Origin of the sequence: Mesorhizobium sp. M8A.F.Ca.ET.161.01.1.1 (assembly GCF_004792105.1) — a bacterium.
GTDB lineage: Bacteria > Pseudomonadota > Alphaproteobacteria > Rhizobiales > Rhizobiaceae > Mesorhizobium.
Genome location: NZ_SRTD01000012.1, coordinates 146,306 through 160,193, shown reverse-complemented (window position 1 = coordinate 160,193; position 13,888 = coordinate 146,306). Strand labels below are relative to the sequence as shown.

13 protein-coding genes are annotated in these 13,888 nt (G+C 64.3%); 5 read left to right on the top strand and 8 right to left on the bottom strand.

What is annotated here, in order from left to right:
- The first annotated feature begins 207 nt into the window (after positions 1-207).
- Complete coding sequence (locus EN804_RS25595) at positions 208-1,575, top strand: cytochrome P450 (RefSeq protein ID WP_135921640.1); 1,368 nt, start codon at positions 208-210, stop codon at positions 1,573-1,575.
- Between the two features lie 86 nt (positions 1,576-1,661).
- Here EN804_RS25595 and EN804_RS25590 read toward each other — a convergent pair whose 3' ends face one another.
- The 7 genes from EN804_RS25590 to EN804_RS25560 all read right to left on the bottom strand — a co-directional run bounded on the left by EN804_RS25590 (position 1,662) and on the right by EN804_RS25560 (position 7,562).
- Positions 1,662-2,639, bottom strand: coding sequence for a complex I NDUFA9 subunit family protein (locus EN804_RS25590; RefSeq protein WP_127280997.1), 978 nt, complete (start codon positions 2,637-2,639; stop codon positions 1,662-1,664).
- A gap of 110 nt (positions 2,640-2,749) precedes the next feature.
- Positions 2,750-2,938 carry a hypothetical protein gene (locus tag EN804_RS38110; RefSeq protein ID WP_245511810.1) on the bottom strand — a complete coding sequence of 63 codons (189 nt, stop codon included), beginning with the start codon at positions 2,936-2,938 and terminating at the stop codon, positions 2,750-2,752.
- Positions 2,939-3,068: 130 nt separating this feature from the next.
- Positions 3,069-4,070: an Ldh family oxidoreductase gene (locus EN804_RS25580; RefSeq protein WP_167531478.1), complete on the bottom strand. Its 1,002-nt coding sequence runs from the start codon at positions 4,068-4,070 to the stop codon at positions 3,069-3,071.
- Positions 4,071-4,213: 143 nt separating this feature from the next.
- Entirely contained in the window at positions 4,214-5,023 is an 810-nt protein-coding gene (locus EN804_RS25575) for an ABC transporter permease (protein WP_127275824.1), read from the bottom strand.
- On the bottom strand, positions 5,023-5,688 hold the full coding sequence (locus tag EN804_RS25570) for an ABC transporter permease (RefSeq protein ID WP_127275827.1): 666 nt from the start codon (positions 5,686-5,688) through the stop codon (positions 5,023-5,025). The genes EN804_RS25575 and EN804_RS25570 overlap by 1 nt, the downstream gene beginning before the upstream one ends.
- 204 nt (positions 5,689-5,892) lie before the next feature.
- Positions 5,893-6,690 (bottom strand): transporter substrate-binding domain-containing protein, encoded by a 798-nt coding sequence (locus EN804_RS25565; protein WP_127275823.1) that lies wholly within the window; start codon positions 6,688-6,690, stop codon positions 5,893-5,895.
- Positions 6,691-6,746: 56 nt separating this feature from the next.
- Positions 6,747-7,562 carry an ABC transporter ATP-binding protein gene (locus EN804_RS25560; RefSeq protein WP_127872947.1) on the bottom strand — a complete coding sequence of 272 codons (816 nt, stop codon included), beginning with the start codon at positions 7,560-7,562 and terminating at the stop codon, positions 6,747-6,749.
- A gap of 213 nt (positions 7,563-7,775) precedes the next feature.
- Between EN804_RS25560 and EN804_RS25555 the strand changes: the two genes are divergently transcribed.
- The 4 genes from EN804_RS25555 (at position 7,776) to EN804_RS25535 (ending at position 11,899) form a co-directional block, all read left to right on the top strand.
- A complete protein-coding gene (locus EN804_RS25555) occupies positions 7,776-8,648 on the top strand; it encodes a dimethylarginine dimethylaminohydrolase family protein (RefSeq protein WP_135921639.1) in 873 nt (290 codons plus the stop codon).
- Positions 8,645-9,289 carry a TetR family transcriptional regulator C-terminal domain-containing protein gene (locus EN804_RS25550; protein ID WP_167531483.1) on the top strand — a complete coding sequence of 215 codons (645 nt, stop codon included), beginning with the start codon at positions 8,645-8,647 and terminating at the stop codon, positions 9,287-9,289. Before EN804_RS25555 ends, EN804_RS25550 begins: the two co-directional genes overlap by 4 nt.
- 86 nt (positions 9,290-9,375) lie before the next feature.
- Positions 9,376-10,956: a 5-guanidino-2-oxopentanoate decarboxylase gene (locus EN804_RS25540; RefSeq protein WP_135921638.1), complete on the top strand. Its 1,581-nt coding sequence runs from the start codon at positions 9,376-9,378 to the stop codon at positions 10,954-10,956.
- 235 nt (positions 10,957-11,191) lie between these two features.
- On the top strand, positions 11,192-11,899 hold the full coding sequence (locus EN804_RS25535; RefSeq protein WP_127275818.1) for an SDR family NAD(P)-dependent oxidoreductase: 708 nt from the start codon (positions 11,192-11,194) through the stop codon (positions 11,897-11,899).
- A 221-nt stretch (positions 11,900-12,120) separates the two neighbouring features.
- Here the strand turns inward: EN804_RS25535 and rpsA are convergent, their stop codons facing one another.
- The gene (rpsA, locus tag EN804_RS25530) at positions 12,121-13,818 is read right to left on the bottom strand and encodes a 30S ribosomal protein S1 (protein ID WP_135862394.1); all 1,698 of its coding nucleotides are present in this window, start codon (positions 13,816-13,818) and stop codon (positions 12,121-12,123) included.
- Between the last annotated feature and the right edge of the window lie 70 nt (positions 13,819-13,888).

Sequence of the window (13,888 nt, the reverse complement as noted above, 5' to 3'; positions counted from 1 at the left end):
AGGCTCCTTTGTCGGGCGGTATCCGTTGGTGACCGTCACTACGGCAGAGCGTTCCAGCGGACAAGATGGAACCCTGGCGGAACGGTCACGATCGGATGAACAGACCGTCCGCCCTGGTGTTCCTTCTGCCACGGTCCGGTCTGCCGTTCGGTCACATGGACGCCTGGTGTGCCAGCCGCTACATTAATGGGAGCAGCGGAGCACTTCATGGATACTCAGCCCGCCCCCTTCGTTCCTCCCGCCCCGAAGCCGCGCACATCGCCGCCTTCGACGCTGGAGATGATCCGCATCGTCTATCGCAATCCGCTCGAACTCTGGGGCGAGCCGACCTACAACGAACCCTGGATTTCGGCCAAGGGCGCCGGTGGGCCGCTGGTCATCGCCAATGATCCCGGACTGATCCGCCATGTGCTGGTCGACAACGCCAAGAACTACAAGATGGCGACGGTGCGCCAGAAGATCCTGAGGCCAATCCTGCGCGACGGCTTGCTGACCGCCGAGGGCGAGGTGTGGAAGCGGTCGCGCAAGGCAATGGCGCCGGTGTTCACGCCGCGCCACATTTTCGGCTTCGCACAGCCGATGCTGAAACGCACGCTGGAGTTTGTCACCCGTTACGAGGCGGGCGGCACGTCCGATATCGCCCAAGACATGACGCTGCTCACCTACGACATCCTGGCCGAGACGCTGTTTTCCGGTGAGATCGCGGGCGAGCCGGGCAGTTTCGAAAACGAGATCGATCGCCTGTTCGAAACCATGGGCCGCGTCGATCCGCTCGACCTGTTGCGCGCCCCCGACTGGCTGCCGCGGCTGACCCGCATCCGCGGCCGCAAGACGATGGCCTATTTCCGCAAGATCGTGACCGACACGGTCAGGATGCGCGAAGAAAAGTTCAGGCGCGATCCCGATGCCGTGCCCCAGGATTTCCTGACGCTGCTGCTCAAGGCCGAAGGCCCCGACGGACTGACGCGCTCGGAAGTCGAGGACAACATCATCACCTTCATCGGCGCCGGCCACGAGACGACGGCGCGCGCGCTCGGCTGGACGCTGTATTGCCTGGCCGAATCGCCCTGGGAGCGTGACCGGATCGAACGGGAGATCGACCAGGTGCTGGCGCGCGAGCCCGATCCGACGAAGTGGCTCGACGCCATGCCGCTGACCCGCGCCGCCTTCGACGAGGCGCTGCGGCTCTATCCGCCGGCGCCGTCGATCAATCGCGAGCCAATCGAGCCCGAAATGTGGAAGGATCTCTACATCCCCAAGTACGCCGCCGTGCTGGTGATGCCGTGGGTCGTCCACCGCCACAGGAAGCTGTGGGACAGGCCTGACGCCTTCCTGCCCGAACGCTTCCACCCGGGGAACCGTGAAAAGATCGACCGTTTCCAGTATCTGCCCTTCGGCGCGGGTCCGCGCGTCTGCATCGGCGCCAGCTTCGCCATGCAGGAGGCGATCATCGCGCTCGCCGTACTTTTGTCCGGCTTCCGCTTCGACACGACGGCCGACACAAAACCCTGGCCGGTGCAGAAATTGACCACGCAGCCGCAAGGCGGTCTGCCGATGCAGGTCACGCCTCGCTAGGTGTGCCGATATTCAGGTGATGCCCGCCTGCGTTCTCGACTCGGCCTGACCTGAATCCCAACACGCCTTTGGCCTATTGCACTCGCTTATACGGCTGGTTTGCGCTGCTGGAACTGGCCGGCGGCGCGGAAGCGCCAGAGGTAGCTGGGCAGGATCGTCGCGATCGATTGCGGCTGAATGCCGAGCCCCGCCAGTGTCCGGTTCGCCTTGGCGGCTTCGTCCGAAACGATGTTGTGCTCGCGCAACTGCATCACTTGGTCCTTGGTCAGCAGCGGATTGGGCAAGAGCCCGAGGATCGAGGCCTGGATGTTTGCCACCCACCACGGCACCGGCACCAGCATGCGCTTGCGCTCGATCACGGTGAGCAGTTCCTGCATGCACTCCTTGAAAGTGAGCACGTTGGGCCCGCCAAGCTCGTAGACTTGGCCGCCATCGATCTTGCCGTCGACCGAGCGCGCCACCGCCTCGGCGACGTCGCCGACATAGACCGGCTGGAACTTGGTGTGGCCGCCGCCGATCAGCGGAAGCACCGGAGAATAACGCGCCATATTGGCGAAACGGTTGAAGAAGCTGTCTTCCGGCCCGAAATTGATCGACGGCCGGAAGATCACGGCATCGGCGATCGTCTCCAGCACCGCCTTCTCGCCCAGCGCCTTGGTGCGCGCATAATCCGATTCGGAGTCCAGATCGGCGCCGAGCGCCGAAATATGGGTGAGCCCGGCGCCGACGGAGCGCGCCGCCTCGGCGATCGCGCGAGCACCGAAATCATGCACGGCGGAGAATTTCTGCCGGCCGCTCTGATGCAGGATGGCGACGAGATTGACGACATGGTCGGCGCCTTGCACGGCGCGGTCGACCGACCAGCGCACGCGCACATTGGCCTGCACCGGCTGGATCTGGCCGACATTGCCGAGCGGCTGCAGATGGCCGGCAAGATCGGGCCTCCGGCAGGCGACCCGGATGCGATAGCCGCGCTTGGCCAGCGCCCGCACGACATGGCGGCCGACAAAGCCTGACCCGCCAAAGACGACGACAAGCTTTGGGGTCTGCAGGATTTCGGTCATGACGGGCTCCGGCGCGCGTTCCAGATGGCTTGGCTGAGCCGTTTCATAGTCCGTTTTGCGCCAAAGGCAAAGGGTGACGCGTCGTCGCTGCCGCCCTTCTTTCGGGCGTGTCAGAACGCCTTGCCGAGGCGGGCATCGACCGAGTGCCGGTTGCCGCCGCGAATGACGAAGAACAGCAGGATCGAACGACAAACGCAGAAAACCCCGCCGAAGCGGGGTTTTCCGGGTGAGTTTCGTGTCGAAACCAGGGCCAACGAGGCGGCCTGACCTGAGACGGTATCAGCATGGGCGTGAAGCAAGTACGCCCGCCTCGGCCCTGGACGCATCCGACAGAAGACACCGACCGGGCAAACCCGACCCGGATAGCTATTCGTCGTCGGGACGCGCGGGAAGGTTCACCGAGGCGCGGGAAAAAATTCGCCGATTTCTTCAGGCCGAATAGCGCTCGGCGAATTCGGAGATGCGCTGGATCACTGCCTTGGGCGCGGTGATGCCGCGCGCCTGCGCCTTCTCGGCCGCTTCGGCCCGGGCACGGCCGGGCACATGCACGCCATAGCGCCGGCGCAGTCGGTCGAGCTGGTCTTTCATGCGCTGCTCGAAATCGGGATCGAGCAGCTTGGGCTCGACCGCAAGCACGAACAGGCCGGTTCCCGGACTGTCGGGGCCGCCACTGAACCACGGCGCGTCGAGCGACCAGTTGGCGCCCGACAGGCCCGCCGCCAGCACCTCGACCATCAGGGCGATGTTGGCGCCGCGCTGGCCGCCAAAGGCAAGCATGGCGCCCTTCATGGCGGCGGCCGGGTCGGTCGTCGAATTGCCGCTGGCGTCCAGCGCCCAGCCTTCGGGGATCTTCTTGCCGTCTTCCGCGGCCTTGCGGATGTTGACGAAAGCGGTGGCGCTCGACGACTGGTCGATGACCAGCGGCGCGCCGTCGGCGGCGGGCGCGGCGAACGACATCGGATTGGTGCAGTAGACCGGCTTGACCGAGCCCGAGCCGGCCAGGACGGCCGGTCCATTGGTGGCGGCAAAGGACACCAGCCCCTGCGCCGCCAGCCGGCCGGTAAAGTAGCCGAGCGCCCCACACGTATAGGCGTTCTTCTGCGAGAAGATGGCGACGCCGAACAGTCTTGCCGCCTTGGCGAGGTCGTCGATGGTGCGGTCGAAGCCGGTATGCGCCAGCCCGCCGCGTGCGTCCGAGAAATAAATGGCCAGCGCCGGCCGGGTGATCACCGGGTCGGCATTGCCGTCGATGCGCCCGGCCTCGAGCGCTTCGAGGTAGTCGATGAAATGCGACAGCCCGACGGCTGCAAGTCCTTCGGCCTCGGCGGCGATGATCGAGGCGGTGAGCGATTGCGCCGCCTCCTCATTGGCGCCGGCGCCAAGTGCCGCCATCCGGCACAGTCCTTTTGCCTGGTCGAGACTGAGTTGCATCATGACGGTCCTAAGGAATTAGGGAATAGGGAATTGTGCGCGGTGAATAGCGAACGGGGATGGAAATGTGAATGCGGAAGTGGCTGGCTACTCCCCTACTCCCCTACTCCCCTACTCCCCTACTCCCCTACTCCCCTACTCCCCTAACCTATCTTGACCGGGATCCGCGCCTCGATCCGGCTGAAGGCGAAGACCAGAATGCCGGTGATCGCCATATAGATCAACGCCAAGAGCAGCAGGGGCTCGTAGGTGAGGTAGGTGTCCTGCCGCACCTTGGACGAGACCGCGAAGATATCGATCACGCTGATCGTCGCCACCAGCGGCGTCGATTTCAGCTGCAGCACGGTCTCGCCGGTCAGCGTTGGCAGCGCCCTGTAGAAGGCTTGTGGCAGCCAGATGCGCCGGAAAATCTTCCAGCGGCTCATGCCGAAGGCGCGGGCCGCTTCCAACTGCCCCTTGGGCACGCCGGCAAAGGCGCCGCGCATCACTTCGCCCTCATAGCCGGCGAAGGACAAGGTCAACGCCAGCACGCCGTATGGCCATGCCTGCCTGAGATAGGGCCACATCCAGGATTCGCGGATCCATGGATATTGCGGAAACAGCGAGCCCAGCCCGTAATAAAGCAGCCATAGCTGGAGAAGCAGCGGCGTGCCGCGAATGATGGTGCAGAAGACTTTCGCCGGAGCCGCGACCCAGATCGAGCCTGCCGCCTGCGCCAGCCCGACGGGCACGGCGATCATGAAGCCGAGCGCGCAGGTGACGGCTAGGATCCACAGGGCACGCCAGATGCCCATCAGGCCCATTTCCCAATATTGCGGCAGCCAGTCCCAGCGCATGAAGAAGGCGGCCGACGCCACCAGCCCCACCGCGATGAGGATCAGCACGATGCGATGCGGCTGCAGCCAGAGCGAAGCGCGCGCCGCCGTATCGATGATGACTGTTTCACCCGTCATCAACGGGCCTCCTTGATCGAAGGCATGCCGCGCCGCGCCCATTTCTCGGCGCGGCCAAGCAGGAAGTTCGAAACCAGCGTCACGCAGAGGTAGAGTACGCCGGCGGCGAGGAAGAAAATCAGATAGGCCTTGGTGACGCCCGCCGCCTGCCGTGTCGCCAGCGTCAGTTCGAAGAAGCCGACGACGGCCAGCAGCGCGGTGTCCTTGGTGGCGATCAGCCACAGATTGGCGAGGCCCGGAATGGCGAAAGGCAGCATCGCCGGCAGCGTGATGCGACGCAACAGAAGGCCGGGAGACATGCCGAAGGCGCGGGCGGCTTCGATCTGGCCCTGCGGAATGGCGAGGATCGCGCCGCGGATGACTTCCGTCGAATAGGCGCCCTGGACGAAGCCGAGCACGGCGATGCCGGCCACCAGCCCGCTTATGTCGACACGTTGGTAGCCCATGGCGGCCAGCACCTGGTTTATCAGGTCGGTGCCGGCATAATAGAGCAGCAGGATCAGCACTAGTTCCGGCACGGCCCGCACCACGGTGGTGTAGACCGCGAACAGGTCGCGCACCACCGGTCCGCCGTAGAGCTTGCCATAGGCGCCCCAGGTTCCAATCAGCAGGCCGACGATGGTGGCGCCGACGGCGATCTCCAGCGAATGCAGGAGCCCGACCAGGAGCGTCCCGCCCCAGCCGACGGGCGCGGGCGAGAGAAGTTCGACGATGCCGGCCGCGGAGGCCGGAAGAAAGGATTCGATCAGCGTCGCCCCCGGATTGCTGGCTCGATCCGCCGGCACCTGCGGCCGGCGGCGAGCATGCGTGGACAGGCCGGCTGGAGGACGGGAGCGTCAGCGCCCTGTCCTCCAGCCATGCGAGGGTCGTCAGTTCGACTGCGTGGCGCCGCCGTAAATGTCGAAATCGAAGTATTTCTTCGAGATTTCGTCATATTTGCCGTTGGCGCGGATCGCCTTGATGCCGGCGTTGATCTTCTCTTTCAGATCGGTGTCTTCCTTGCGCACGCCGGCGCCGACGCCCGGTCCGAGCACCTCGTCGTCAGGGGCCACCATGCCCTTGAGATCGCAGCAGGCCTTGCCCTGGTCGGTCTTGAGGAACTCCTTGAGCGCGATGGAATCGGCCTGCACCGCGTCGAGGCGGCCGGCGGCAAGGTCGTTGTTGGCTTCGTCCTGCGTCTGGTATTCCTTGATCTCGGATGCGGTCGGGCCGAAGTGCTTCTTGGCGTAGACGGCATGCACCGTCGACACCTGGACGCCGAGGACCTTGCCCTTGAGATCGTCGGGCGTGGCGCCGAATTTCTGGTCCTTGGGGCCGATGATCGCGGTCGGCGTGTTGTAGTACTTGTCGGAGAAGTCGATGGTCTTCTTGCGTTCGTCGGTGATCGACATCGACGAGACGATAAGGTCGATCTTCTTGGTGGTCAGCGCCGGGATGATGCCGTCCCAGGCGACAGGGGTGATGACGCAGTCGAGCTTTTCCTCGGCGCATACGGCGTCGATGAAGTCGATTTCCCAGCCGACCCATTTGCCCGAAGCATCGGGCGAGGTGAAGGGCGCGTAGGGTTCGGCGGCGACGCCGATCTTGACCGGATCGGCCTTGGCCACGCCCATGGCGGCGACGCCGAGCAGCAGTGCCGCGGCCAATGTATTCAGAACAGTCTTCATTTTCAGAACTCCCAGTTTGTTGTTGGTTCCCGGTTTTCTTCCGTCCCGGCCTGTCCCTAGCCGATGTTGCGGATGAACTGCTTGAGCCTTTCGGATTTGGGCGCGCCAAAGATCTGCTCCGGCGGGCCTTCCTCCTCGACCAGCCCGTTGTAGAGGTAGACGACGTGGGTCGCGACCTCGCGGGCGAATTTCATTTCGTGGGTGACCAGCACCATGGTGCGGCCTTCGCGCGCCAGATCGCCGATCACCTTCAGCACTTCGCCGACCAGTTCGGGGTCGAGGGCCGAGGTCGGTTCGTCGAACAGCATGACGCGCGGATTGATGGCCAAGGCGCGAGCAATCGCGGCGCGCTGCTGCTGGCCACCGGAGAGATAGGCCGGATAGACATCGCGTTTCTCGGCGAGCCCGACCCGCGCCAGCAGCTTTTCGGCCTGGGCGATTGCCTGGTCGCGCGTCACGCCCAGCACGTGCACGGGAACCTCGATGACGTTTTCGATCAGCGTCATATGGCTCCACAGGTTGAAGTTCTGGAACACCATGCCGAGCTTGGAGCGGATGCGTTCGATCTGCCTGCGGTCGGCCGGGATGGTGTGGCCGTGGCTGTCCGCCTTGAGCTTGATCTCCTCACCATTGACCCGGATGATGCCGCTGGTCGGATTTTCCAGGCAGTTGATGCAGCGCAGCAGCGTCGATTTACCCGAGCCCGAGCCGCCGATGATGGCGATGACCTCGCCGTCGCGCGCCGACAGCGATACGCCCTTCAGCACATGCAGTTGACCGAATTTCTTGTGCAGGTTCTCGACATGGATGGCTTCTGCGGCGCAGTCCTGCACCTCGCCTGATGGAAGTTTGGCAGCTGCCACAGCGCTCACCAAATGACCTCCATATGGCCGCCGGCGGTTCGTCGAACGTCTATCCGGCTAATCAACATACGCTGTACTGCCCCGCTCCAGACTTCAAGCATGGACCCAACAGAGCGAGCCCGTCAATCCCGCTCATTACGGCACTTGCGGCCTTGTTGTGCAAGTGTATAAATAACCTCTCATGAAATTTTCCCGATTTTTTTCAGCTTAAAAAGGGCATCGATGAGCGCTTTCGGATCACAGTCCATGGCGGCGCCGCTGCGGCGCGTGCTGATGCGGTCGGCGGCCAACGCCATGCGTGACGCCGACAGGGCCGCCTGGCACTATGGCCCGGGATTCAACCCGGCGAAAGCAGCCTCGCAGCACGCGGTCCTTGCTGAACTGGTGGCGGCCTCCGGCGCCGAGATCGAATGGATCGAGGACAGGGCCGACGGACTTTCGGATTCGGTGTTCACGCACGACCCCTCGCTGATGACCGACCGTGGCGCGCTGATCCTGTCCATGGGTAAGCCGTTGCGCGCCAGCGAGCCCTCGCTGCATGAGGAAACCTACAGAAGACTGGGCATTCCGATCCTTGGCCGCGTCGAGGCTCCCGGCCAGGTCGAAGGTGGCGACTGTGTATGGGTGGATGCCCGCACGCTGGCGATCGGGCGCGGTGTCCGCTCCAACCAGGAAGGCATCCAGCAGGTTTCCAACCTGCTGACGCCGCTGGGCATTTCCGTCTACGGCTTTGATCTGCCGCTGTGGCAGGGTGAAGAAGCGTGCCTGCATTTGATGTCGGTGATCAGCCCGCTGGCCGACGACCTCGCTTTGGTCTATTCGCCGCTTTTGCCGGCCCCGTTCTATCAGACGCTGAAGGCGCGCGGCATCCGGCTGGTCGAAGGCGACGCCGAAGAATTCGCCGCTTCCGACGGCCTCAGCCTGAACGTCCTGCCGACCAGCCCGCTCAAGGTCATTGCCGTCGCGGGCTTTCCCAGGACCAAGGCCGCCATGGAAGCCGCCGGCTGCACGGTTGAAATCTTTGAGGCGGATGCGCTCTGCATCGCCTGCGAAGGCGGGCCGACATGCCTGACGCGACCGATTCTGCGCCAATGAATGCGCGCCGTAAGTTCCGTCGCGAGGGCGAGGGGCGGCGGCGGCAGGATCTGATCGAAGCGACTTTGGACAGCGTGGCGGAATATGGCCTGCAGGGCGCCACCTTGCGCACCATCGCATTGCGTGCCGGCGTCACCGCCGGGCTGATCCGGCATTATTTCCCGGGCAAGGAAGAATTGCTGCAGGAAGCCTATACGGCGCTGGTCGGCCGCATGACCGAGCAGGCCAAAGCGGCACTGGTCATGGATGATGCCTCGCCGCGCCAACGCCTCGCGGCCTTCGTCACCGCCAACCTCAATGCGCCGATCATCGACGCGCGGGTGTTTTCGCTCTGGGCAACCTTCCTCGGCCGCGCCGGTGCCGATCCTGCCTTGGCCCGCGCCCACCGCGACGGCTACCTTGGCTTTCGCAACGAGGTGGAAGCGGTCGTGGCCGAAGTGCTCGCCGCCGAACAGCACAAGCCGGACGCAGGCGAGCTGCGCCACCATGCCATCGCGATCAATGCGATCATCGACGGGCTCTGGATCGAAGGCTGCCTGGCCGGCGAGATGTTCTCGCCCGGCGAATTGGCGGCGATTGGCATCAAGGCTGTCGAGGCCGAGCTCGGCCTCGCGCCGCTCAAGCAATTCCAGGAAAAATGAGAACGGGTTTTCCCAGGAAAAGCGCGTAGCGCTTTCGCTTGGGAATTGCGTAAGAACTAAGAACAAAGAGACAGGGGAGTAAAGCAATGACCACCATCGGCGAAGCGCTCATTTCGCTACTCGAGGCCCATGGTGTCGACACCGTCTTCGGCATCCCCGGCGTCCACACGGTCGAGCTCTATCGCGGCCTGGCGAGGTCTAGGATCCGCCATGTCACGCCGCGCCACGAACAGGGCGCCGGCTTCATGGCCGACGGCTACGCCCGCGCCAGCGGCAGGCCGGGCGTCGCCTTCGTCATCACCGGGCCGGGGTTGACCAACACCATCACCGCCATGGGCCAGGCGCGCGCCGATTCGGTGCCGATGCTGGTGATCTCTGGCGTCAACGCCACCGACACGCTCGGCAAGGGGTTCGGCTTCCTGCATGAATTGCCCGACCAGCGCGGCATGATGGAGAAGGTAGCGCTGTTCTCGGAGCGCATCACCGAGGCCGCAGAACTGCCGGGCGCGCTCGCCCGTGCCTTCGCGTTGTTTTCGTCCGCGCGTCCAGGACCGGTGCATATCGAAATTCCGACCGACGTCATGGTGAAGCCCGCCGACGGTCTTGCGGCTGCGTTGAGCAATGCCGCCCCGCCCGCTCCGGACGCCGGGGCAATTGCCGGGGCGGCGAAGCTAATCAAGGTAGCGCGCCGTCCGATGATCCTTGCCGGCGGCGGCGCCAGGAAGGCGGAAGCTCCACTGCGGCGGCTTGCCGAAAGACTGGGCGCGCCGGTTGTCGAGACCACCAACGCACGCGGCCTGATGCATGGTCATCCGCTTTGCGTGCCGGCAAGCCCAAGCCTGAAAGCGGTTCGCGCGCTGATGGCCGAGGCAGATCTGGTGATCGCCGCCGGCACCGAATTCGGTCCGACCGACTATGACGGCTATGGCGACGGCGGCTTCGTGCTGCCTTCGAACCTGATCCGTATCGACATCGGCGCCGACCAGCTTGCGCGGCGCCCGGCGACGGTCGCCATCCAGGCCGATTGCGCCGTGGCGATCGAGGCCCTGCTTGCGGCGATCGATCCCGCCCACAGCGCCGGCGAAGACGGCCATGGCCGCGCCGCGGCGGGGCGAAAGGCCGCCTTTGCCGAGTTGAGCCCGGCCTATGCGGCGCAGGTGCGTGCCGTGGAAATGATCCGCGATGCCTTGCCCGGAGCCATCATCGTCGGCGACTCCACCCAGCCGATTTACGCCGCCAACCTCTACTACGACCACGACCGGCCCGGCGGCTGGTTCAATGCCGCGACCGGATTCGGCGCGCTGGGCTATGGCCCTCCGGCGGCGATCGGCGCGGCACTCGCCGTGCCCGATGCCCCGGTTGTCTGCCTGACCGGCGACGGCGGCTTCCAATTCACCTTGCCGGAGATAGCCGTAGCGCTGGATTCCGAAGCGCCCGTCATCTTCGTCGTCTGGAACAACAGGGGCTATCGCGAGATCGAAACCTCGATGCTCGATGTCGGCGTGGAACCTGTCGGCGTGTCGCCGGCGCCGCCGGATTTCTGCAAGCTTGCCGAAGCCTATGGCATATCAGCCGAAAGGCTGGCTGACATCGACGCCTTGCCACAGGCGCTGAGGCACGCCCGGGCAACGGGACTGCCACGTGTCATCGAAATCACGGTCGTTTGAACCATCCAGGCCGGCCTTGGCCCCCGACCGGAAGCGGACCATTTGCCGGCTTGGTCTTGGAAGGCATGAGGCACTTCCGGGCGGCTTCGCTATTCGACGGTGTCCTGACGCATGCAAAGACGCGACGGCTGCCATGTCGAGATATCGGTTGAGTGATCGACTGAAAGGCGCGACGCTTCGCGTCGGCGCGGCTAACCAACGACAAAAGTCATAAAAATGACAGGAGCGGTCCAGGATGACGGAAACACTTGAAGGCAGGCATATCGTTGTGACCGGTGGAACCGGCGCGCTCGGTGGGGCGGTGGTCGGCAGGCTGCTGGAGCAGGGCGCGATCTGTCATGTGCCGAACGCGCACGCCGCGGCACCTCAGCACTTCCCCTTCACCGCGCACGACAATGTGAAGCTGGCGCACAATGTCGACCTGTCGGACTCCGCCAAGGTCGAAGCCTTCTATTCTCAGGTCCCTGCCTTGTGGGGATCGATCCATCTGGCGGGCGGCTTTGCCATGGCACCGGTGGAAAAGATCGAATCGGCATCCTTCGCCGAGATGATGGACACCAACGCCCGCACCACCTTCCTGTGCAGCCGTGCGGCTATCCGCTCGATGCTGGCGTCGGGCTCTGCCGGCCGCATCGTCAATGTCACCGCGCGCGCCGGGCTCGACCCCAGGCGCGGCGCCGGGATGGTCGCCTACACCGCCAGCAAGGCGGCGGTCGCTGCCATGACCGTGGCCATGGCGGAAGAGCTCAAAGCCAATGGCATCCTGGTCAATGCCGTGGCCCCCTCGACGCTCGACACGCCGGCGAACCGCGCCGACATGCCGGATGCCGATTTCACCAAATGGGTCAGCCTCGAAGCTGCGGCCGAATCAATCGCCTATCTCGTCTCGCCCACCAACCGGGCAATGAGCGGAACGCTGGTGCCGCTCTACGGCAGGGCCTGAACTTCAAGAGCATTTCGCCGAGAGCAATTCCAGGAAAAGTGCGTAACGGTTTTCCCGGGAAGAACGCGTAGCGGTTTCCCTTGGGAATTGCGTGAAAACAAAGAGTTGGAGCGGGTCGGCGAATCTATCAAGCGCTGAACCGCTCCAAAGAAAAACCCCGCCGGAGCGATCCGGCGGGGTTTTGTTTTTGGGCTCTGGAAGAGCTTCGCGTTGCGAAGGACTTAGTTGCCCTGCTTCTTCAGCGCGGCGCCCAGGATGTCGCCCAGCGAAGCGCCGGAGTCGGTCGAGCCGTACTGTGCGACCGCTTCCTTCTCTTCGGCGATTTCCAGCGCCTTGATCGAGACCTGCAGCTTGCGGGTCTTCTTGTCGAAGGCGATGACGCGGGCGTCGACCTTCTGGCCGACGGTGAAGCGCTCGGGGCGCTGCTCGTCGCGATCACGGCTGAGGTCGGAGCGCTTGATGAAGGTCTCGATGCCGCTGTCGACCAGCCGCACTTCCAGACCGCCATCCTTGACGCCGATGACTTCGCAGGTGACGACCGCGTTCTTGCGCAGTTCGCCTGACGTCGCGGCTTCGCCGACCGAGTCCTTGGCCAGCTGCTTGATGCCGAGCGAGATGCGCTCCTTGTCGATGTCGACGTCGAGCACCTGCGCCTTGACCATGTCGCCGCGATTGTACTCTTCGATGACCTGCTCGCCCGGACGGGTCCAGTCGAGGTCGGAGAGGTGGACCATGCCGTCCACGTCGCCTTCGAGGCCGATGAACAGGCCGAACTCGGTCTTGTTCTTGACCTCGCCCTCGACCTGGCTGCCGACCGGATGGCTCGAGGCGAAAGCCTGCCACGGATTCTCCAGCGTCTGCTTGAGGCCGAGCGAGATGCGGCGCTTGGCCGGATCGACCTCGAGCACCACCACGTCGACTTCCTGCGTCGTCGACAGGATCTTGCCGGGGTGCACGTTCTTCTTCGTCCACGACATTTCCGAAACGTGGATGAGACCCTCGATGCCCGGCTCCAGCTCGACGAACGCGCCGTAGTCGGTGATGTTGGTGACGGTGCCCTTGATCTTCTTGCCGATCGGGAACTTGGTGCCGATCTCGGACCACGGATCGCTCTCGAGCTGCTTCATGCCGAGCGAGATGCGGTGGGTTTCCTGGTTGATGCGGATGATCTGCACCTTGACCGTCTGACCGATGTTGAGGATTTCGGTCGGATGGTTGACGCGGCGCCATGCCATGTCGGTGACGTGCAGCAGGCCGTCGATGCCGCCGAGGTCGACGAACGCACCGTAGTCGGTGATGTTCTTGACGACGCCTTCGACCACCTGGCCTTCTTCAAGGTTCTGCACGATTTCCGAACGCTGTTCGGCGCGGCTCTCCTCGAGCACGGTACGGCGCGAAACCACGATGTTGCCGCGGCGGCGATCCATCTTGAGGATCTCGAAGGGCTGCGGGTTGTGCATCAGCGGGGAAACGTCGCGGATCGGGCGGATATCGACCTGGCTGCGCGGCAGGAAGGCCACGGCGCCGTCGAGGTCGACGGTGAAGCCGCCCTTGACCTGGTTGAAGATGACGCCTTCGACGCGCTCACCCTTGGTGAACTTCTCTTCGAGGCGGACCCAGCTCTCTTCGCGGCGGGCCTTCTCACGGGAAAGCATGGCTTCGCCAAGCGCGTTCTCGATGCGCTCGACATAGACTTCGACGGTGTCACCGACCTTGAGGGTGGTGTCCTTGCCCTTGACGCCGAATTCCTTCAGCGGCACGCGGCCTTCGACCTTCAGGCCGACGTCGATGATGGCCATGTCCTTTTCGATCGCCGTGATCGTACCCTTGACGACCTGACCTTCGCCGGAATGGCCGGTGGTGAATGATTCTTCGAGCAGGCTCGCGAAATCATCGCGAGTGGGATTTGCAGCTGACATTGTTTCTCCTGGAGTGCCCCGCATCTCGAGCGGGACGGGCGCCGTGGGTTAGCGTTGCGTTGGCCTGCCG